The 22,613-nt window shown below is 44.2% G+C and carries 16 protein-coding genes; 8 read left to right on the top strand and 8 right to left on the bottom strand.

All coding sequences use genetic code 11. The features are described 5' to 3' along the window. The first annotated feature begins 150 nt into the window (after window positions 1–150). A complete protein-coding gene (locus F894_RS05480) occupies window positions 151–1,878 on the top strand; it encodes a glutamine--tRNA ligase/YqeY domain fusion protein (RefSeq protein WP_004729824.1) in 1,728 nt (575 codons plus the stop codon). A gap of 69 nt (window positions 1,879–1,947) precedes the next feature. After that, window positions 1,948–2,859, top strand: a complete 912-nt coding sequence (locus F894_RS05475; RefSeq protein ID WP_005246581.1) for a bestrophin family protein — start codon at window positions 1,948–1,950, stop codon at window positions 2,857–2,859. Window positions 2,860–2,938: 79 nt separating this feature from the next. Here the strand turns inward: F894_RS05475 and F894_RS05470 are convergent, their stop codons facing one another. The 4 genes from F894_RS05470 to putA all read right to left on the bottom strand — a co-directional run bounded on the left by F894_RS05470 (window position 2,939) and on the right by putA (window position 9,378). After that, entirely contained in the window at window positions 2,939–3,499 is a 561-nt protein-coding gene (locus F894_RS05470; protein WP_034438430.1) for a lecithin retinol acyltransferase family protein, read from the bottom strand. A 388-nt stretch (window positions 3,500–3,887) separates the two neighbouring features. Next, on the bottom strand, window positions 3,888–4,112 hold the full coding sequence (locus F894_RS05465) for a hypothetical protein (RefSeq protein ID WP_034436106.1): 225 nt from the start codon (window positions 4,110–4,112) through the stop codon (window positions 3,888–3,890). Between the two features lie 243 nt (window positions 4,113–4,355). Continuing rightward, entirely contained in the window at window positions 4,356–5,438 is a 1,083-nt protein-coding gene (trmA, locus tag F894_RS05460; RefSeq protein ID WP_005246572.1) for a tRNA (uridine(54)-C5)-methyltransferase TrmA, read from the bottom strand. A 184-nt stretch (window positions 5,439–5,622) separates the two neighbouring features. Then, window positions 5,623–9,378 carry a trifunctional transcriptional regulator/proline dehydrogenase/L-glutamate gamma-semialdehyde dehydrogenase gene (putA, locus tag F894_RS05455; RefSeq protein ID WP_005246571.1) on the bottom strand — a complete coding sequence of 1,252 codons (3,756 nt, stop codon included), beginning with the start codon at window positions 9,376–9,378 and terminating at the stop codon, window positions 5,623–5,625. 118 nt (window positions 9,379–9,496) lie between these two features. Here putA and F894_RS05450 point away from each other — a divergent pair, with 118 nt between their 5' ends. Further along, on the top strand, window positions 9,497–9,991 hold the full coding sequence (locus F894_RS05450; RefSeq protein WP_004279833.1) for an Lrp/AsnC ligand binding domain-containing protein: 495 nt from the start codon (window positions 9,497–9,499) through the stop codon (window positions 9,989–9,991). A 65-nt stretch (window positions 9,992–10,056) separates the two neighbouring features. Here F894_RS05450 and putP read toward each other — a convergent pair whose 3' ends face one another. Continuing rightward, complete coding sequence (putP, locus tag F894_RS05445; protein ID WP_005246570.1) at window positions 10,057–11,565, bottom strand: sodium/proline symporter PutP; 1,509 nt, start codon at window positions 11,563–11,565, stop codon at window positions 10,057–10,059. A 421-nt stretch (window positions 11,566–11,986) separates the two neighbouring features. Between putP and F894_RS05440 the strand changes: the two genes are divergently transcribed. The 5 genes from F894_RS05440 (at window position 11,987) to F894_RS05420 (ending at window position 19,671) form a co-directional block, all read left to right on the top strand. After that, window positions 11,987–13,429 carry an aspartate ammonia-lyase gene (locus F894_RS05440; RefSeq protein WP_034438428.1) on the top strand — a complete coding sequence of 481 codons (1,443 nt, stop codon included), beginning with the start codon at window positions 11,987–11,989 and terminating at the stop codon, window positions 13,427–13,429. 129 nt (window positions 13,430–13,558) lie between these two features. Next, window positions 13,559–13,924 (top strand): hypothetical protein, encoded by a 366-nt coding sequence (locus F894_RS05435; RefSeq protein ID WP_005107165.1) that lies wholly within the window; start codon window positions 13,559–13,561, stop codon window positions 13,922–13,924. A gap of 123 nt (window positions 13,925–14,047) precedes the next feature. Next, on the top strand, window positions 14,048–17,506 hold the full coding sequence (mfd, locus tag F894_RS05430) for a transcription-repair coupling factor (RefSeq protein ID WP_005246566.1): 3,459 nt from the start codon (window positions 14,048–14,050) through the stop codon (window positions 17,504–17,506). A 229-nt stretch (window positions 17,507–17,735) separates the two neighbouring features. Beyond that, a complete protein-coding gene (locus F894_RS05425) occupies window positions 17,736–18,170 on the top strand; it encodes an HIT domain-containing protein (RefSeq protein WP_005246565.1) in 435 nt (144 codons plus the stop codon). 55 nt (window positions 18,171–18,225) lie between these two features. Continuing rightward, on the top strand, window positions 18,226–19,671 hold the full coding sequence (locus F894_RS05420; protein WP_005246564.1) for an adenylate/guanylate cyclase domain-containing protein: 1,446 nt from the start codon (window positions 18,226–18,228) through the stop codon (window positions 19,669–19,671). Window positions 19,672–19,760: 89 nt separating this feature from the next. Here the strand turns inward: F894_RS05420 and fdx are convergent, their stop codons facing one another. From fdx to hscB, 3 genes are read right to left on the bottom strand one after another with little or no spacing between them, the layout of a single operon-like run. Continuing rightward, window positions 19,761–20,099, bottom strand: coding sequence for an ISC system 2Fe-2S type ferredoxin (gene fdx / locus F894_RS05415; RefSeq protein WP_004279821.1), 339 nt, complete (start codon window positions 20,097–20,099; stop codon window positions 19,761–19,763). A 15-nt stretch (window positions 20,100–20,114) separates the two neighbouring features. Next, the gene (hscA, locus tag F894_RS05410) at window positions 20,115–21,974 is read right to left on the bottom strand and encodes a Fe-S protein assembly chaperone HscA (RefSeq protein WP_005107162.1); all 1,860 of its coding nucleotides are present in this window, start codon (window positions 21,972–21,974) and stop codon (window positions 20,115–20,117) included. Between the two features lie 40 nt (window positions 21,975–22,014). Next, a complete protein-coding gene (gene hscB, locus F894_RS05405; RefSeq protein WP_004646764.1) occupies window positions 22,015–22,530 on the bottom strand; it encodes a Fe-S protein assembly co-chaperone HscB in 516 nt (171 codons plus the stop codon). Window positions 22,531–22,613: the final 83 nt, after the last annotated feature.

Below are 22,613 nucleotides of genomic sequence, written 5' to 3'. Positions count from 1 at the left end.
TGAGTGAATTGAAATCAAATACCGTAGTTAGCGGTTGAGAGATTAAGCACCTATAGTTAAACTAAGGAACTTTGATAATGAATATACGTACAACTTGTACGATGAAATATTCGTTAATCCCTTTTTAACTTTAGAAGTGAATGATTGATCATGAAGCCAAATGATGTTGTGACATCTCTGCCCGAGAACCCGACCCAAAAGAACAATGCAGTCGATTCAGTGCAGCAGCAAGAACAACAACCAGGCTTGGACTTTGTACGTCAGGTCATTACCGATGATTTAGCCGCTGGTCGTACTCAACAGGTGGTGACGCGTTTTCCGCCTGAGCCGAATGGCTATTTACATATTGGCCATGTGAAAGCAATTTGCTTGAACTTCGGAATTGCTGAAGAATTTAAAGGTGTGTGTAACCTGCGTTTTGACGATACCAACCCGGATGCCGAAGAGCAGGAATATGTGGATGGTATTGCCAATGATGTGAAATGGCTGGGTTTCCAATGGGAAGGCGAGCCGCGTTATGCATCAAGCTATTTCGATCAACTTTATACCTGGGCAGTTCAGCTGATTGAGCAGGGCGATGCCTATGTGGATTTGCAAAGCCCTGAAGAGATCCGTTTAAACCGCGGTAATTTCGTTGAGCCAGGCAAGAACTCGCCACAACGCGATGCAAGGGTTGCAGAAAACCTGGAGCGTTTTGAGAAAATGCGCAGCGGTGAATATGCAGAAGGTCAGGCCGTTTTACGTGCCAAGATCGATATGACTTCACCGAACGTGCATATGCGTGATCCAATTTTATACCGTATCTTGCATTCTGAACACCATCAGACTGGCGATAAATGGAAAATTTATCCAATGTATGACTATGCGCATCCACTTTCTGATGCAATTGAAGGTATTACCCATTCACTCTGTACCCTGGAATTCCAGGATCACCGTCCGTTCTATGATTGGGTAGTGGCAAAAGTTAAATCACCATCCGTGCCACGTCAGTACGAATCTAGCCGTTTAAATGTGGACTATACCATCACCTCAAAACGCAAATTGCGTAAGCTGGTTGAAGGTGGCTATGTTCAGGGCTGGGATGATCCACGTATGCCAACTGTAGTGGGTATGCGCCGTCGTGGTTTCACACCTGAAGGTCTGCGTGATTTTTGTCAACGTGTTGGTGTATCGAAAGTTGATGGCAGTATCGTCGATGTAGCCATGCTGGAATACTGTATTCGTCAGTCTTTGGAAAATACTGCTGCTCGTGGTATGGCGGTTTTAAATCCATTAAAAGTTACTTTAACCAACTTGCCAGCCGATATGGATTTGACCCATTCACGTCATCCGAATGTCGATATGGGCGAGCGCGTTATTCCATTGACGACCGAGCTGTATATTGACCGTAAAGACTTTGAAGAAGAGCCACCAAAAGGCTTTAAACGTTTAATTCCAGGCGGTGAAGTACGTTTACGTCATGCCTATGTCATCAAATGTGACGAAGTCATTAAAGATGAAAATGGTGAAGTGGTTGAGCTGAAATGTTCGATTGATCCTGAAACTTTAGGTAAAAATCCTGAAGGTCGTAAGGTCAAAGGTGTGATTCACTGGGTATCTGCGACAAAAGGCGTTCCTGCAGAAGTGCGTATTTACGACCGTCTGTTTACGGAGTCTGATCCAGAAGTGGGTGATGACTTCTTGGCAAACCTGAACCCTGAATCATTGAAGGTGGTTCAGGCCGTGATTGAGCCTGCATTAGCGCAAGCTCAGCCGGAGGATCGTTTCCAGTTTGAGCGTGAAGGTTATTTCGTGGCAGATCAATATGATCATTCCAGCGAAAAACCGGTATTTAACCGTATTCTGGATCTTAAGGACAGCTTTAAACCAGGCAAATAAGCTGGTTTAAGTCAGAATGTAAAAAGCCCAACTCTGGTTGGGCTTTTTCAATACAGCAGGGAAAATTGCATGATTGTGCGTGATAAGAATAATAGTTTGGGGTTACTGTTTGCCTGGCAGGGAACGATTCTGCCCAAGGTGCTGCCCGCATTAATCTTGGTGGTTTTTATTTCCGCTTTGCTAGTGTATTTGAGTCAGGCGCATTTCGTGAGCCTTCCTGCTGTCCCGGCAATTGGCTTTACGATTTTTGGTGTCATTCTTTCGATCTTTCTGAGTTTTAGAAATACGGCCTGCTATGATCGCTGGTGGGAAGGGCGCAAGCTTTGGGGTGCGTTGATTGCAACCACGCGTCATTTATGCCGTGACAGCCATGTGCTAGATAATCAAACCCGTGAAATGTTGCTGTATCGCATGATGCTGTTTACTTATCTATTGCGGGACCGGCTGAGACAGCAAACGCCCAGTATTCAGGATTATCAGGCGACTACCGGTTTTGAACCTAAATCATTTGAGCAATTGCCCATGCAAATCAATCCATCACAATGGGTGCTGGAACAGATGCAAAAAGAGCTGGTACAGCAATATAAACAGGGTAAGATCAGCGATATTATTTATAACAACCTGAATCAGCATACTGTGGCCTTGGGAGATATTCAGGCTGGTTGTGACCGAATTTTGTCAACGCCATTACCATTTTCTTATTCGGTATTATTACATCGTGCGGTTTATTCTTTTTGCTTTATCCTGCCTTTCAGTTTGCAGGCAAATTTAGGCCTGTGGACGCCGATCCTGGTCGGATTAATTGCTTATATGCTACTCGGGCTGGATGAGCTTAGTGCGGAGCTGGAAGAACCCTTTGGTCTACAAGACAATGATCTGCCGCTAGATTCAATTGTACGACTGGTAGAGCGGGAAACCCTAAGCTCTTTAGGCAAAGCACTACCTGAAGCGATTCAAGCCAAAAAAGGCTATTTAACCTAATTCCTTATCGACATCATCAAAATGTAAACACGGCCTCAACCTTTCCTGCTCATCATTTATCGGTAGACTAGGCTTTGAATTAACGATGTTTAAAATTAGTCAGGTCTGACACTTTAGTTTTAGCCTGATCTTGCAATTCACGGTATTGTTGCAAACGCAGATTGGCTTTATCTCTGAGCTTCTTCTTGATGTACAGCGCCAATGCGAAACTGGTGGTGGTCAGGGTCAGGAACATGCTGTTCATAAAACTCATCATCGAGCTGATATAACCAATCGTGGTCAGACGATTCATCATATAAATCACTTGCGGGCTGCTTTCTACGCCGGTAATGGCCCAGGTACACAAATGTTCGCAATTATTAATAATCAGATGATAGTTATTTTCATGCATTCTGGACCGCATGCGGCGTACTACTTTACGACCTTTATATTTTGTCGAATCATAATGCTGCATATGAATCGGTTTGCCATGACTGAATTTTTCAATCGAGGTGATTTCAATGGGGCGTTTCTTGAATAAATGCGCAAAGCCGGAATAATGAATGACACGACCACGTCCGGCGTAAATCCCATGATGGGTATAACCGAAATGTTTAACCATAAGGTGTGCGCCTATGGGAAACCGTTTAGTCTGTTGCATATCAGAATTAAGCCATTTAAAAAGCATTGTCGTTTAATAGGAAGTGTACTGTGTTTTGCTAAATTAATCGATGCCTTGCCTGAGTTTCAGATCAGAATTGAAGAGTTATTAAGCCAAATTTAAAGGGATTTAAAGAAAGCAGAATTTAGAACATATTCTTCTGATAAAGGTTTTAAATAGCCTAAGCAAGCCTTAACATTTCTTCAAATCAAAGGGGATCAAATGAGTTGTTTAGAGTTTTCCTGCCTGATCTCTGAAGTTTTAAAGTTGGAGTTAATAAACTATGCTGAAATAGAGAAGACCAAACCCTTCAACTATAAACTTTCAAGCATAAAAAAAGCACCTGACTACGCAAGTGCTTTCTTTATACGGCTGTAACCTTGGCCGATTACTGCAATGGCAAGTGCTGAAGTTCATTCAGTTCTTTACGGCTATAGCCGCGAGATACCAGAACCTTTTTAATTCCGATGATGATTTCTTCATCAGTGGCTTTAGAAAGTGCTTCAAGAAGCTGTTCATTTGTCTTGCAAGAGCAATCATTTTCAACACAAGCAATTTGATTCTTGTGTTCATTGTGTTGTTCATTAGAAAACAACTTTTGCCAAAAACTCATAGAGCCTTCATACAACAACCTAACATAGAGTGAAATATAGCCAATTAAATAAATAAAGCAATAGGACCTATGTGATAAAAGCAGCAGTCAGGCTAGAAAATTTCCGATTGAAGCCCGAAGATCTAACGATATTTCTTGCTGTACAATTCAATATTTATTATTAAACATATGATTTTAAATATAAAAAATGGAGCTTTAAAAAGCTCCATTATTGTAACAATATAATAAATTGAAACAAACTCTTTATACTTTTTCTAATAAGACACCCGTCTCAACATGGTGCGTATACGGGAACTGGTCAAACATGGCGAACTTGCTGATTCTATGCGTTTGAGACAACTGTTTCAGATTGTCATATAAGGTATCTGGATTACAAGAAATGTAAATAATACGCTGGAAACGCTGTAACAGTTTCAGCGTTTCATCATCAATACCAGCACGCGGTGGATCGACAAATACCGTATCAAAATCATAAGTCGAAATGTCAATTTGTGCTTCCTGCAAACGACGGAAAACACGTTCGCCATTATAGGCTTGAGTGAATTCTTCGGCAGACAGACGCGCAACCTGAATATTTTCAATCTGGTTCTGCTCAATATTCCACTCAGCTGCATAAACTGAAGATTTGGCTAATTCAGTGGCCAAAACACGGCGGAATTTGGTCGAAAGCGGCAGGGTAAAGTTCCCATTGCCACAGTAGAGTTCCAGCAAATCTTTATCTGATTGTTCCGCTGCATCACATGCCCATTCCAGCATTTTTTGACAAACTTGTGCATTCGGCTGAGTGAAGCTGCTTTCGATCTGCTTGTATTTATAGCGACGATCAAAGACCGATAGCTCTTCCACCACATATTCATCAGTCAGGACGAATTTCTGGCCACGGCTTCGGCCAATCAGTTTGATATTCAGCTTTTCCGCCAGGGCTTTCGCGGCAGGTTCCCAGCTTTCATCCAGCTTGCGGTGATAAATCAGGGATACCAGAACCTGACCACTTAACGTCGCCAGAAAATGGACTTCAAACAGGCGATGACCCAGATTGGCATCTGCCTTGAATGCTGCCAGTAGTTGCGGCATCAAGTCATTAATACTGCGGTCTGCAATTGGAAACTCATCAATCCGAATCACTTTTTTATTGTTGTTCTCGTCACGTTCAAACATGGCATAAAACAGATCATCTTCAGTATGCCAGATCCGGAATTCAGCACGCATGCGGAAATATTTTTCAGGAGACTGGAATACTTCTAAAGCAGGTGGTTGATATTCGGCAAACTGAGCGCTGATGCGTTCAATTTTGGCTTCAAGTTGTTGCTGATAAGATGAAGTCATATGCAGTAAGAAATCGCAAATATTTTAAAGCGCAAATGGTAGCAAAAAATTGCCGATCTGCCTAAGCCTATTGTAGTTGAGCCGCTTTAAAAGCTGCATAAAAAAGACCAAACCTTCTGAGGAGAGAGGTTTGGCCATCAAGAGGAAAGATTTAAGCTAAAAATGATGAGATGATTGGACTGATTTAGAGATTATCCATCGTCATCAAGCTGGCATTTCCGCCTGCCGCCGCCGTATTGATACTGATGGCGCGTTCAATCACAAATCGCTCGACCGGAATATCATAGTTGCCCGAACTTAAATGGGTGATACCAATAATTGCACCTTTTCGGCCTGCAATGCGTTTTTGAAAATCAATCAGTTCAGAAGAATCACCATGATGCAGGACGGCATCAAACGCGCCTGTTTCAATATCCCGGACCACTTTAAATTGCTTGCTGATCGCGGCTGGCATGGTTGGTAAATATTTCAGAATAAAAGTATTGTCAGCTAGGAATGCAGGACGACTGCCGACCGATAAAATTGCCAGAATTTGCTGAATCTGGTCTTGCTCCGTGTGTGCCAAAGATAGAACACTTTCTCGTGGCAAGATTAGGTACTGATTTTCCTCACCGGTTGGACCTTGCAGGCTAAAGCTTTGACCAGTCGCAATTTGCATAGGTGCTTTTAAAGATAAAGTTGGGAAAGTTTTAGCTACCCAGACTTTAAACTCCTGAACAAGTTTATTTTCAACAAGTGCTGGACCCGCTTGAACTGCATAAGGCTGCGCCAGTTTTTTCTCGGATACTTGATGCATTAAACGGTAGATATACAACGGGCCACCTGCTTTCGGGCCGGTGCCAGACAGACCTTCGCCACCAAAGGGCTGGACGCCCACGACCGCACCAACGATATTGCGGTTGATATACAGGTTGCCGACTTCCGCTCGTGCAATCACGGTTTGCATGGTTTCATCAATACGCGTGTGCAAGCCCATGGTCAGGCCATAACCCTTGCTGTTGATCTGATCTAACAACTGTTCCAGTTCGCCATATTTATAGCTGATCAGATGCAGTACCGGGCCAAACACTTCACGTTCCAGATCATCCAGATTTGGCAGTTCAATCAGGGTTGGTGCAATGAATGTTCCTGGAGTTAATTCAGTCTGGTCCTGATTAAACATCAACTGATGAACTGTATGACCTTTGCTGCGCATCTGCTCAATATGCTTTTGGATATTTTGCTGGGCTTCTGCATCAATCACTGGACCAATATCGGTTTTCAGCAAGACCGGATTGCCAACGCGCAACTGTTGCATGGCACCTTTGAGCATGTTGCGAACAGCCTCCAGATTATCCTCTTGCACACAAAGGACACGCAGGGCAGAACAGCGCTGACCGGCACTGTCATAGGCAGAGCTCACAACATCCAACACCACCTGTTCAGTCAATGCAGATGAATCCACAATCATGGCATTTTGACCACCAGTTTCAGCAATCAGGGTGACGCTTTCTCCAAACTGGTTTATTCGTTCTGCCACAGTTTTTTGTAGAATTTGGGCGACCTCGGTGGAACCGGTAAACATGATGCCCTGAATACGTGGATCTGCACTGAGCTGTGCACCAATGGTTTCACCACGGCCCGGCAATAGCTGTAACACATCCTGCGGAATGCCGGCTTCCCATAAAATCTGTACGGCTTGTGCTGCAATGAGCGGTGTTTGTTCAGCCGGTTTGGCAATCACGGTATTGCCAGCGACCAGCGCTGCTGAAATCTGACCGGTAAAAATCGCCAGCGGGAAGTTCCATGGACTGATACATAGTACAGTACCTAAAGGCTGGATCTGTACATTGTCACTGAGATCCAAAACTTGAGCTGCATAGTAACGCAAGAAATCTACCGCCTCACGTACTTCGGCAATCGCATTGGCATAGGTTTTACCTGCTTCGCGAGAAAGAAGAACCATGAGCGGAAGCAAACGCTGTTCCATCAGTTCTGCGGCTTTATTCAGGCAGGCAGCACGCTCATTTTTTGGCAGATTGGCCCAGAAACTTTGTGCATTAACTGCTTGAGTGAGTGCAATTTCGGCCTGTTCAGAAGTTGCTTCATAGACTGTGCCGACCACATCCTGATGGTGTGCTGGATTGATCACTGGAACTGCATGGGGCGTATCCACGCTGCTAAATGCCGTTCCCATAGCCGCTGCCTGAAATTGCGTATTTGCCAGACTGGATGCGACTTCATTTAAAATACTGAGTTCAGCATCATTGGCCAAATCGAGTCCTGAAGAGTTCAATCGTTCATCGGCATAAAGATCTTGCGGATAGGGAATATGCGGATGCTTGGCACCCAATACGCTTTCCTGTTTTGACGCCTTTAAAATGGTTTGCTGTGGATTTTCGATCAAATCTTCAATTTTCAAGGTCTTGTCGGCAATACGATTGACGAAAGAGGTATTGGCACCATTTTCCAGTAAACGGCGCACCAGATAAGCCAGCAAGGTTTCATGATTGCCGACGGGCGCATAGATCCGGCAGGGAACACCGAGTTTATTTTTCGATGGATCGCCCACGACATTTTCATACAGCGGTTCGCCCATGCCATGCAGACATTGAAACTCATATTGACCGGCATAATACTGCTCAGGTTGCGCCAGCTGATAGATCGTCGCTACCGTTTGTGCATTGTGTGTGGCAAATTGCGGGTAGATATAATCCGGTTCAGCCAAAAGCTTACGCGCACAGGCAATATAAGACAGATCGGTATGCACCTTACGGGTAAATACTGGATAATCCGACATTCCATCAATCTGGGCTTTTTTGATTTCGCTATCCCAATATGCGCCTTTGACCAGACGAATCATCAGGCGTTTCTGGCTGCGTTTCGCCAGATCAATGATGTAATCCACTACATAGAAGCAGCGTTTCTGATAGGCCTGAATCACAAAGCCAATGCCTTTCCAGTCCTGTAATTGTGGTTCAAAACACAGGCGTTCTAACAGTTCCAGTGAAATCTCAAGGCGATCACTTTCTTCAGCATCGATATTTAAACCAATATTGTATTGCTTGGACAAGACCGCGAGTTTCAGTACTTTTGCATAGAGCTCATCATGCACGCGATCCATTTGCGAACGCTGATAACGGGGGTGCAGCGCAGAGAGTTTGATAGAAATGCCAGGCCCGTCATAAACATCTTTATTCTGCGAAGATTGACCAATGGCATGAATGGCTTGCTGATAATCCTGATAATAACGTTCAGCATCCGGATCGGTCAGTGCTGCTTCACCCAGCATGTCATAGGAATAGCGAAAGCCTTTTTCTTCCAGCGGCTCCGCATTTTTCAGTGCTTCATCAATGGTTTCACCCGTAACAAACTGCTCGCCCATCATGCGCATGGCAACATCGACGGCCTTACGGATAATCCCGCGGCCACTGCGTGCCAAAAGACCAGTCAACAAGCTAGACAGGCTCTTTTGCTGCGGGGTTTCCATCAGCTTGCCAGTCAGCATCAGTCCCCAGGCTGCCGCATTCACAAACATTAGCTGGCTCTGACCCAAATGTTCTTTCCAGTTACCTTGATTGATTTTGTCTCGAATCAGCAGGTCACGTGTGGCTTTGTCCGGAATCCGCAGCAAGGCTTCTGCCAGACACATCAGGGCAATGCCTTCCTGAGAGGATAAAGAAAATTCCTGCAATAAGCCTTGGACAATACCGGCTTTCCCAGTGGAACTTTTGCGTTCACGTAAGGAATGTGCGAGATCAAAGGCAAGCGCCTGAATCTTGTCACTCATTTCGGAAGAAATTTCACTATGGACCAATAACTCTTCGACGCATTCAGTTTCAGCACGACGCCATGCCGTATTAATACGTTCTTCGTATTGGTTTTTGTGTTTAAATTCAGCAATATAATTCGAATGCTGGGCTGAATCTAAAATTGAATCTGGGCGGAGAGTGGTTGGCATAGTGACTTCCTGTACTGCGTCAATCAGTTCTTTGAGGTGAGTGAGTTTTAATCTATAATCACAGAATATTTGACGAATATCTCACTATAGTTTTCGCTTTTTTTAGAGAATAATTCTAATGCCAAGTCCTTATTTGAACCTTGACCGTATAGATATTCGTATACTGGGTTTATTGCAATCCGATGCCAAGCTGTCCAATATCAAACTGGCTGAACTGGTCAATCTGTCGCCTACGGCAGCCTTGGCGCGTGTACAAAAGCTGACCCGGGAAGGTTTTATTGTGGGCTATGAAGCGCGCCTCAATCCAGTCATGTTGAATAATGGTTTTGTGGTCTTTGTTGAAATTTTATTGGATAAAACCACACCGAATGTTTTAGATGAATTTTCCCATGCTGTGCGGCAGATTCCTGAAATTATCGAATGTCACATGATCAGTGGCGGTTTTGATTTTGTGGTAAAAATCCGATGTGCCAATATGGATGAGTTCCGGAAAATCTCTGGTCAGATCTTGTGGCAATTGCCCGGAATTAAAGAAACGCGCAGTTATCCGGTGATGGAAGTGATTAAAGAAAGTCAACAGATCCATCTGAAAATGCCGGGAAAAGCCAAATAATTAGCAGTAAATTAAAATCAAAAAAGGGACTCGAAAGTCCCTTTAATTTATGCTGAAGAAAATATTTATTTTTTCATTTCCGCCATTTCTTTTTGATACTCGGCTTTAGCCATTTCAAAACGATGAACCACATCTTCGCTAGGTGCTTTATCCAGCAGGCTGACGATGATAATGCTGAGCGTGGCCAGAATAAAGCCCGGAATAATCTCATACAGACCGATATCACCCATATAATTTTTCCAGACAATTACAGTCACAGCACCAACAACCATACCCACAATTGCGCCGTTGAGGGTCATTCGTTTCCAGAAGAGAGACAGGATAATCAGTGGGCCAAATGCAGCACCAAAGCCCGCCCAGGCATAAGCCACCAGACCCAAAACCTTACTGTTCGGATTAATCGCCAGTGAAATGGCAATTAGGGCAATCACCAAGACCATGCCGCGACCGACCCAGATCAGTTCTTTTTGTGAAGCATTTTTACGCAGGAAACTCTTATATAAATCTTCGGTCAGGGTGGTTGAGCAGACCAGAAGCTGACAGCTCAAGGTGCTCATAATTGCCGCCAAGATAGCAGCCAGAATGATTCCGGCAATCCATGGATTAAACAGGATTTTGGTCAACTCCATAAATACCGTTTCAGGGTTTTGATTCACCACCGAAGCCAATGCGGGATTGACACTGAAGTAGGCAATACCGATATAACCGGCAGCCACTGCACCGCCTAGGCATAGAATCATCCAGGTCATGCCAATACGGCGTGCAGCAGGAATGGTTTTGACCGAATCTGCTGCCATAAAACGCACCAGAATATGCGGCTGACCAAAATAACCCAAGCCCCAAGCCAGACTGGAAATAATCGCAACGGTGCTTAAACCTTCAAGCATGCTTGAAGCATGTGGGCGAGCCGATTCAAGGATGACACTCACTTGCTGGCTGTTGTCGCCCAGAGCCAAGAAGGTAATGATCGGAGTCAGCAATAAGGCAAAAATCATCAAACCGGCTTGGAATGTATCTGTCCAGCTGATCGCCAAAAAGCCACCAATACAAACATAAAGAATCGTCGCCATCGCACCAATCACAAGCGCTGTGGTGTAATCCCAGCCAAACAGGCTTTCAAACAGTCGTGCACCTGCGACCATGCCTGAGGCACAATAAATTGCAAAGAACACCAGAATCACCAAGGCAGACAAGACCCGTAAAATACGTTTACGATCGGAAAAACGGCTGGTGAAATAATCCGGCAAGGTCAGGGCATTGTTCTGATATTCGGTATGGGCACGCAGTCGACCTGCCACCAGTAACCAGTTCAGCCACGCGCCGATAATCAAACCGATCGCAATCCAGGCTTCTGACAGGCCAGACAGGTAAATGGCTCCCGGAAGACCCATCAACAGCCAGCCACTCATATCCGATGCGCCCGCCGAAAGTGCAGTAACGACACTGCCCAGACTCCGTCCACCTAGAATATATTCGTCAAAATTGGAGGTGGCACGATAAGCATATAAACCGATTGCAATCATGGCGATAATATAAAACATGAAAGTAATCAGGGTGGGGTTTAAAGAAGTCATGGGCAGGTCATCCTGTAAATATGGAAATCATCGTCCAAGATGATTTTTTGTACTGAGATTGCAAGGAGGTGATTCAAGCATGGTTTAAAAATTACACTCTGTAACAATTACACAGCTTTTATGTATACCTATTGTAAACAGAGTAGTAATTCACTGAAATTGAATTAGGAATAACTTAAGCGGATAAAAGCCAATACGACGTCGAATTCAGGGGAAAAGTGGAAATTTTGAATAAATAATGAAAATATTTGAATTTGAGCCAATTGCTTACACAATCTTACAAAACTCACAGCTTTAGCGTATTGGTAATAAATCGTAGCAAATCTAGGTTAAAGTCTTCCTATTAGGCCTGTATTTGTTTGCTCATATTAATGTCACACCAAATACGGTGCATCGCCAAGAGTATTTTTTAGTGGACAATATGCTTCAAATCGAACCGACCCGCATTGAACGTGATTTATTGGGGGAAAAACAAATCCCGTTGCATAGCTATTATGGGATTCATACCTTACGTGCCATCGAAAATTTTAAGATTTCCGGATTGGCGGTGGGGCAACAAACACATTTTATTCGTGCTTTGGCCCAAGTGAAAAAAGCTTCGGCACAGGCCAATCTACACTTTCAAAAATTGTCCGAGCAGACCAGTACTGCCATTCAGAAAGCTTGTGATGAATTGGTTCAGCATCCAGAAGCGTGGCAAGCAGCATTTCCACTTGATCCTTATCAGGGCGGTGCCGGAACCTCCATCAATATGAATACCAATGAGGTGATTGCCAATATTGCCCTAGAAATGTCGGGCCATCAGAAAGGTGATTATCACATTCTGCATCCGAATGATCACGTCAATACCTCGCAATCGACCAATGATGTCTATCCAACGGCTTTGCGTCTGGCGACCTATAGCAGTCTGGATGAATTGTTGAGCGTGCTTAAAGCATTGATTGACAGTATCGACCATAAAGCTGCCGAATTTGAATATGTCATCAAGATGGGACGTACCCAGTTACAAGATGCAGTTCCGATGACAATGGAACAGGAATTCCGGGCATTTGCCACCTTATTAAAAGAAGACCTGAAGCTGATTGGACAGATGCGACAGTTATTGCTAGAAGTCAATTTAGGCGCCACCGCCATTGGAACCGGGGTCAATACACCGCCGGGCTATGCCAAGCGGGTGGTGGAAATCTTGGCGCACCTGACAGGTTTACCTTTAAAAGGTGCAGCAGATTATGTCGAGGCGACCAGCGATTGTGGCGTCTTTATTATCTTGTCGAGCAGTTTAAAACGTCTGGCAGTGAAATTGTCCAAAATCTGTAATGACTTGCGCTTGCTCAGCTCGGGGCCGCGTACAGGGTTAGCTGAAATTCGCTTACCTGAGTTACAGGCAGGTTCTTCGATCATGCCGGCAAAAATCAATCCGGTAATTCCAGAAGTTGTGAATCAGATTGCATTCCGGGTGATGGGTAATGACTTAACCATTACTATGGCTGCGGAAGCCGGGCAGTTACAATTGAATGTCATGGAACCTGTGATTGCCGTGACGATGAATGAATCAATTCAATTATTGACCCAAGGCATGCAAACCTTGAATCAGAAATGTATTGCTGGTATTCAGGCCAATGAACAGATTTGCTTAAGTTCCGTCATGCGCAGTGTCGGGATTGTGACCTTGCTTGAACCGATTCTGGGACATGCCAAGTGCGATGAAATCGGCAAACAATGTATGCGGGAGAATAAAACCGTGCCACAGGTGGTATTAGAGTTAGGCTTATTGAGTGAAGCGCAATTAGAAGAGATTTTTGCATTTGAAAATCTGGTGTCTGAAATCCCTTCAGCAGAGAATCAGCTCGAACAGGTTTCTTAACATACATATACCTATTAAATCGTCTGAAACAGCGAATCGCTGCTATTTTGATAATTTGCCTCAAGTTCAGGATGTGGATTTGAGGCATTTTCATCTAGACTAGAGCCTGAACTATATTTGGCTGGGTAAATGGCGATGTTTGATAAAATCAGTGCATTATTTAAAAGTAATAAACCGACTGCTGCACAGCTATATTTAGAAGAGCAGAATATCCAGTATGTAGAAGGGACTGGTTATATCGTCGATGGTATTCAACTCAATCAGGAATTGGGTGCACGATTAGAGTATTTGTCGAATCGCCGTTTAAAACAGTTTGATGATTTAAAAGCGTTATATGACACCGCGATGCTGATCAATGAAAAAATTGATCTGGAAATTGCCCATCAGCGTTTTAATGCAAGTTTGGGGAATACCGAAGAGAATCTGCTGCAATTTAAAATGATTCTTAAGAAGTTAAATGATTATTATCGTAACTTTCTGCGCGATCAAAAATAAGCTGAAAAAGTGGCTTAAAATCGAAGTATATGGATGTGGCAAGACTGCATAAAAATAACAAAATATCCTGAGATCATCGTGCTAGTATAAGCCTCAGGTTATTTAGACTTTAAAGCTATATCCATGTTCCAACAAGAAATTTCCCAACTCAATTTACCACAGCTCAAAGCAGGCGAGAAACGCTGGTTAGGCAATCTGCAAGGTTCCTCAACTGCATTATTGCTTAAAGAAATCGTGCAGCAGCAATCGCGTTTATTTATCGTGATTGCACGTAATAATCAGCATTTGGGTCAACTGGAAAGTGAACTGGAATTTTATGGGGTTAAACCCACGATTTTTCCAGATTGGGAAATCTTGCCTTATGACCGTCTCTCCCCCCATCAGGATATTGTCTCGGAACGTCTGGCAATCTTATCCAATATGCCAAAAACTGGCGTACTGTTGCTGTCCGCCTCAACTTTGGCACAACGTGTGGCGCCGACCTCATGGATTCTGGGTGAGCATTTCGATATTCATGTCGGTCAGAAATTTGATCTGGAACAACAAAAGAAAAAGCTGATTCAGGCCGGTTATCATCTGGTCGACACCGTTTATGATCCGGGTGAATTCGCGGTACGCGGCAGTATCATGGATATTTATGCCTCGGGGCAGGAAGCACCGATTCGGATTGACTTGTTTGATGATGAAATTGAAAGCTTGAAATTTTTTGATTCCGAAACTCAGCGCACCATACAAAGTTTGCAACAGTTTACCGTATTGCCGGCACAGGAATTTCCACTCAAGGAAGGCCGTGCCACCTTCCGTGACCGTTATGCCGAATTTTTCCCGACTGCCAATCCAAAGAAAAACCCGATCTATCTGGATGTGATGGAGGGCATTGTTTCACCGGGAATCGAGTTTTATTTACCGCTGTTTTTCAGTGCTGAGGCCATGCAAGACCAAAGCTCACTTATTTCGTACTTACCAAAGAATGGCATTGTCATTACAGATCGGGCTTTAGACGAGAGTTTGACCCAATTCTGGCAAGATGTGGTGCGCCGTTATGAAGATCGCCGTCACAATGTTGATCAGCCGATCCTACCCCCAGACAGCCTGTTCTTTCAGACCAATCAGGTTCTGGAGCAGCTGAATCAATTTGCACGTATTATTGCCGCCCAAACGCCTTTTGACCAAAAAGCCGGCGTATTGAACCTCGATACCCAGTTGCCACCACGTCTGCCTGTCGATCCAAAACGTGAAAAACCATTTATTGAAGTCAAAAAATATATCGATCAGGCCAATCATCCGGTTCTGCTGGTGGCAGAGAGTGCCGGACGCCGTGAAAGCCTCAAAGATGCGTTACGACCAAGTCTGGGTGATATTCCGACGGTTGATAACTTTGAGAGCTTTATCACCTCCCTGTATGCGATTGCGATTACCAATGCGCCATTAGAGCGTGGTCTGGTGCTGACCGATCGTGTCAGCATCATTTCTGAAAACCAGCTCTATGAACATCGCGTGGTACAGCGCCGTCGCAAACGTCAACAGGAAGTTTCAGAAGAGTTTCTGATCCGAAGTCTAACTGAGCTGACCATGGGCGCACCTGTGGTGCATATCGATTATGGGGTCGGACGTTATGCCGGTCTGGTCACCTTAAGTATTGATGATCAGGATCACGAATTCCTGCAACTGGATTACGCAGATGCCGCCAAAGTCTATGTGCCGGTGACCAATCTGCACTTAATCAGCCGGTATAGTGGTGGTGATCCGGATCTGGCACCGTTGCATAAACTGGGTACGGATGCATGGAATAAAGCCAAACGTAAAGCGCTGGAACAGATTCACGATGTCGCGGCCGAATTGCTGCATATTCAGGCACGGCGTTCTTCCAAACCTGGAATCAGTTTTGAAATCGATCAAAGCCTGTATATGCAATTTGCCAGTGGCTTTGCCTATGAAGAAACACTGGATCAGGCCAATGCGATTGAAGCCACACTGCATGACATGCAACAGGCCAAGCCGATGGATCGACTGGTGTGTGGTGATGTGGGTTTCGGCAAGACAGAAGTCGCGATGCGTGCCGCATTTGTTGCAGTGCAGAATAATCGGCAGGTGGCGATTCTGGTACCAACCACCTTGCTGGCACAGCAGCATTATGATTCATTCAAAGACCGCTTTGCCGACTGGCCGGTCCGGATTGAAGTGCTGTCACGTTTCGGTTCTTCCAAAGCACATACTAAGACCATTGACGACCTCATTGAAGGTAAAGTCGATATTGTGATTGGTACACATAAGATTTTGCAGGAAAATGTCCAGTTTAAGAATCTCGGTCTGATGATTGTCGATGAAGAGCATCGTTTCGGTGTGCGCGACAAGGAGCGAATCAAGGCCATGCGTGCCGATGTTGATATGCTGACACTGACTGCGACTCCAATTCCACGTACGCTGAATATGGCCTTTAGTGGCATGCGTGATCTGTCGATTATCGCCACACCGCCGGCACGCCGTCTTGCGGTGAAAACCTTTGTGCAGGAACATACCGATGACACCATTAAAGAAGCGATTCTGCGTGAATTGCTGCGCGGTGGTCAGGTTTATTTTCTGCATAATGAAGTTGATACAATCGATCGTGCCGCCGAGCATATCCGTAAACTGGTGCCGGAAGCGCGGGTGATTGTGGCCCACGGACAGATGCGTGAACGTGAACTGGAGCAGGTGATGCAGCAGTTCTATCACAAGGAATACAATGTTCTGGTATGTTCGACCATTATTGAAACCGGGATTGATGTTCCGAATGCCAACACCATTCTGATTGAACGTGCCGACAAACTGGGCCTGGCGCAATTACATCAGCTACGCGGACGTGTAGGGCGCTCACATCATCAGGCTTATGCATATTTGATGGTACCGTCATTAAAAGCCTTAAAAGGTGATGCAGAAAAACGTCTGGATGCCATTCAGCGTGCTTCAACTTTGGGTGCCGGTTTTATGCTGGCAACTGAAGATCTGGAAATTCGCGGCGCAGGTGAATTACTCGGTGAACAGCAGAGTGGTTCGATGCAGGCGATTGGTTATAGCCTGTATATGGAAATGCTGGAAAAAGCCACCAAAGCCATTCAAAAAGGTAAAACGCCAAACTTCGACGCACCATTGTCATTGACTGCCGAAATTACCCTGCATATGCCAGCACTGATTCCGGATGAATATCTGGGTGATGTGCATCAACGTCTGTTGTTCTATAAACGCATCAGTAATACCGATACCCAGGAAAAGCTGGATAATATCCGGATGGAATTGATTGATCGTTTTGGTATACCGCCGCAACCGGTCAAACAGCTCTTTGCTGTACATCAGATTCGATTGAAAGCCGAGCAGCTTGGTATTACTAAAATTGATATCAGCAATCAGGGTGGGCATATTGAATTTGCACCGGATACTCCGGTTCAAGCCATGACGATTATCCAGATGATGCAGAAACATCCGACCTATTTCCGGATGGATGGCGGTCAACGTCTAAAAGTCATGGTCATGCTGGAAGACTATCAAAAGCGGATTCAGTTTATACAGGATTTACTGGACAGTCTGCTTAAAGAATTGCACTGATTTTATTCGATTAAATCAGCCTGAAAATTCAGTTTGGATTTCATTTTCCAATGAAGTTTGCAGGAACAACAGGCTTGATTTTTTTAATGAATTGTTTACAGTAATTGTTGTGATGTGCTTCGCAACAAATCATGAGAATTTGTCTTTAAACACATTGCTTTCAATATTCAGCTTCAGTTGGATATGTTAGTATTAGCCATCATTCTAATTTTGCATCATTTATAAAGATATGTTTAGTTTGCATCCACAACTTGCTCAAGATACGTTTTTTGTAGGCGACTTTCCTTTGTCAACATGTCGTTTGATGAATGATATGCAATTTCCCTGGCTCATTCTGATTCCACGTGTGCCGGGTGTCTCTGAATTATATGAATTGAGTCAAGCTGACCAAGAGCAGTTTTTAAGAGAGTCAAGCTGGTTATCAAGCCAGCTGGCACGTGTTTTCCGTGCAGATAAAATGAATGTAGCAGCGCTGGGTAATATGGTGCCGCAATTGCATTTTCATCATGTAGTTCGTTATCAGAACGACGTTGCATGGCCGAAGCCTGTTTGGGGTACATCTGCTGTTCCTTATAGCAGTGAAGTACTGGCACATATGCGTCAAACCTTAATGCTGGCTTTACGTGGTCAGGGCGACATGCCATTTGACTGGCGCATGGACTAATCAGCCAAGGCATTCCGAGAACCATGAACAGTTGCGGACTTCAGGGAGTGAGTGAGTGCAATTAGACGACTGGATTCAAAAAGAACCCCATCAGTTTGAGTATTTCCATCGCATGATGGGATACATCATGCTGTCTGTGGTTCTGGTCGTCTTTCATTACACTGAACCAGATACCCAGTATCAGCTTTTTGTTCCATTTTTTTTGTTTCTGGTTTTGCTAATTACACCGAAACTATCTCGCTGGCTGATCTATCGTCATGATTATCACATCCGGCGTAATATTCTTTTCCTGATTGATGTCATTGTCATTTCGGTGGTTTTGGCGGCCGTGCATCTGGACTTGGTCTTGTCCTTGCTGGGTCTGGTCGCAGTGCTCTATACCGCGATCAGCAATAAAATTTCATTTATGATGGCATCTCTAGCCAGCCTGATCGGGATTACGCTTTTTTATCTGGCCAATATTCTGGTCTTTGGGTTTAATAATTATTTCGAACCGACCAGCAGTGAGTTGACCGTTTTAGGCTTTATCTGTCTGATTACCTATTTTGGTGTCGGAAGTTTTTATCAAAGTGGTCGTGTGCAATACATGACCCAGAAAAAAGACCATTATTTCGAACAGATGAACCGTTATATGGAATTTGCCAATCAGCTGAGTCGCTATGCGCCCGTGCAGTTATGGCAATCCATTATGAAAGGTGAATCTGAAGCCAAAATTGAATATAAACGTAAAAAGTTGACGATCTTTTTCTCTGATATTCAAGGCTTTACAGAGCTATCTGAAACTCTGATTCCAGATGATTTAGCATTCCTGTTGAATGACTATCTTCGGCATATGACCGAAATCGCTAAAAATTATGAAGCGACTGTCGATAAATTCATGGGTGATGCCATCCTGATTTTCTTTGGTGATCCGAACTCCGAAGGTGTGGAACAGGATGCTAAGAACTGTATGGAAATGGCATTGGCGATGCGTCAGCAAATGAAATTGCTGCGGGAACGCTGGATTAAAATGGGTTATCCGCCACTGCATATCCGCATGGGGATTTCAACCGGTTATTGCCACGTAGGGAATTATGGGGCTACGCATCGTATGGCTTATACCATTGTAGGGCGTGATGCCAATCTGGCAGCGCGTTTGCAAAGTGCAGCGGAAGTCGATGAAATCCTGATTTCGGAAGATACTCATAATCTGATCAAAGATGATTATCTTTGTGCACCGAAAAAGCCGATATTCTTGAAAGGCATTAAAGCACCTGTAAGAACCTGGCAGGTCATGGAAAAATATGCGTCTCAGAAAGTCGAGTATCAGCGCTGGTTCGATTATGAATATAAGGGCTTTCATTTATTGCTGAATCTGGATGAAGTGCAAAACTTTGAATATCCTGAGCTGATTCATGTACTAGAAAAAATGATTAAACGCATTGAAACTCAGCAGAAAATGACCGATTCACAAGGTATTGTCAAATTGAAGCTTGAGGATGAAGTAATTGAACACATTTAAAGTTCATGTAAATTTACTTTAATTGTTTCTTATAAAGAGAAAAAACCACGCCTGAGCGTGGTTTTTTATTTTAGCCTGCAACGAAAATCTTAGTGATTTTCTGACGCATGGTTAATGGTGTATTTTGGAATTTCAATTTCCAGATCTTCATCGTCCAGTTTAACCTGACAAGAAAGACGTGAATCAGGTTCTAAACCCCAGGCACGATCGAGTAAGTCAGCTTCAACATCATCCATTTCTTCCAGGCTGTCAAAACCTTTGCGTACCACTACATGGCAGGTGGTACACGCTGCTGACATATCGCAAGCATGTTCGATTTTAATGCCATTTTTTAGCAGGCTTTCGCAAAGATTGGCATTTTGTTCGACTTCAAACTCAGCACCTTCGGGGCAAATCTGCGCATGTGGAAGAACTTTAATACGTGGCATAGTCGTTACCTTAAATTAGTTTGAGTTTGACCAGTCGTCGAGTTTAGTGCCCTTAAGAGCTGCATCAATATGTTGATTCATACGTGCTGCTGCAAAAGCATCACTATGTATTTTAAGCTGTTCAACGGCAGATTCAATCGCTTTGATATCTGAACCCTGAAGCTGAGTTTCAAGTTGTGCTTGCGCAGTTTGCAGTGCTGCAAGTTGATCTTCAGTCAACAGACCGGCATCCGCTTTGAGTGCCTGAACCAGTGCTTCCAGCTCACGCTGTGCTTCCACTTTGGTTTCATTCAAATGACGAAGATTCTTATCTTCTTCAGCGAACTTATAACCGTCTAGCAACAGACGTTCAGTATCTTCACCCGATAAACCATAAGATGGTTTGATATCGATTTGAGCCGTCACGCCAGAGGTGGTTTCTTTGGCAGATACAGTCAGCAAGCCATCTGCATCGACCTGGAACGTCACTTCAATACGTGCCTGACCGGCAGTCATTGGTGGAATGCCATGCAGGACAAAACGCCCTAAACTACGGCAATGCTCAACCAGATCACGTTCACCTTGAACCACATGAATCAACATGGCAGTCTGGCCATCTTGATAAGTCGTAAATTCCTGACGACGAGCGACTGGAATCGCAGTATTACGCGAAATTAATCGTTCAACCAGTCCGCCCATGGTTTCAAGACCAAGAGACAGAGGCGTCACGTCTAATAGTAATGAGCCATCAGTTGAGTTGCCAATCAATTGGTTCGCAGTAATTGATGCGCCAATCGCAACCACTTCATCCGGATTAATAGTGCATAGTGGTTCTTGATTGAATACTTCACGCACGGCTTTTTGTACTGCATAAGAACGGGTTGAGCCACCGACCAAAACGACATTTTGAATGTCATCCAGTTCAAGCTTGGCATCACGCATCACACGCTTACATACGCTGATGGTCTTATCCAAAGCAACTTTAATGATCTCTTCAAATGTCGGACGGTCAAGCGTCAATACCTGATCAAGCAATTTGAGTTGAACTGAATCTGCATCAGACAAAGCTTCTTTGGCTTTACGTGCTGCAACCACAAAATGTGCATATTCTGCATCATTCAAGGTGTCAATATTCAGTTGTTTCTTGGCCCATTTCAGGATCAAACGATCTAGGTCATCACCACCGAGGGCAGTGTGGCCACCGGTTGCCAGAACTTCAAACACACCTTGACTAAAACGCAGAATCGAAACGTCAAAGGTACCACCACCCAAGTCGTAGATCACATAGTTGCGATCTGTACTTAAGTTGCTTTCCTGATCGAGACCATAAGCAACAGCAGCAGCGGTTGGCTCATTCAACAAACGTAAAACATTCAAGCCAGCAAGTTGAGCAGCATCACGGGTTGCCTGACGCTGTGCTTCATCAAAGTAGGCCGGAACAGTAATAACGGCACCATTGACCGGATTTTGCAGACTGGCTTCAGCGCGGTCTTTCAACTGCTTTAAAATTTCTGCAGAAATCTCAACCGGCGTCTTACGGCCTTGTGCGGTTTCAAAAGCCGGCATTTCATTCGCTTCACCAACCAACGCATAAGGATGCTGGAATTTGATGTCAGCTTTCGAACGACCCATAAAACGTTTCACAGAAACGATGGTGTTTTTGGGGTCAGTAGTAATGAAAGGCGCAGCTTCATTGCCGTATTGAGTCTGTTGTTCTGCATAATGCACGATAGAAGGAAGTAGCACACGACCTTGTTCGTCATTAAGTACTTTGGCTTTACCTGAAAGAACCGTGGCAACCAAAGAGTGGGTGGTGCCTAAATCGATACCAATCGCAATGCGGTGTTCATGTGGTGCACTTGATTGACCTGGTTCTGCAATTTGCAAGAGAGCCATAGTGTTACATCCTTTGCACGTTAAATATTAAATACTAAAATTAGAAATCATCATCAAGATCAAAGCTGTCATCGTCCAGGAAGCGGTCTTCCGCTTTGTCGATATCGGCCATGACTTTAACGAAGAAGCGTAGTTTGCGCACTGTATCGCGTGCTTCGGCCCAGTCTTCATCCGCATAATCAATTTTGAACTCGCGAACCAAGCCCTCAATCCATTGCTGGACTTCGACTTTCAGTGAAGTTAAATCTTCAGCAGAAGTTGCATCGTCAAGTTGTTCACGAATTTCCAGAGCGTCCTGCAAGAATTCAAAATCACTGATCGACTGATCTAAGTGATAATCCTGTTTCTTGAGAGACAGTAAATACGCTGCACGGCTATCGACCGCTGACAAGGTTTTAAATGCCTGATTGATATCACTTGATTTAATCAGAGCCTGATCTTTGTCTTCAGCTTTATCTGGGTGATATTGTTGCTGCAACTTTAAAAATTCAGTCTTTAAAGCCGCTAAATCAATATCGAGTGCTACAGGAAGGTTGAACAACTCAAAATGATTCATGGGAGATGGGATCCGCGATTAATGAGCAAAAATAACTGTATAAATGCAATTAAAACAGTGTGAAACACACTGTTTTAATGTCA

Origin of the sequence: Acinetobacter sp. CIP 51.11 (assembly GCF_000369665.1) — a bacterium.
GTDB lineage: Bacteria > Pseudomonadota > Gammaproteobacteria > Pseudomonadales > Moraxellaceae > Acinetobacter > Acinetobacter lwoffii_S.
This window is presented reverse-complemented; position numbering and strand designations above follow the sequence as displayed.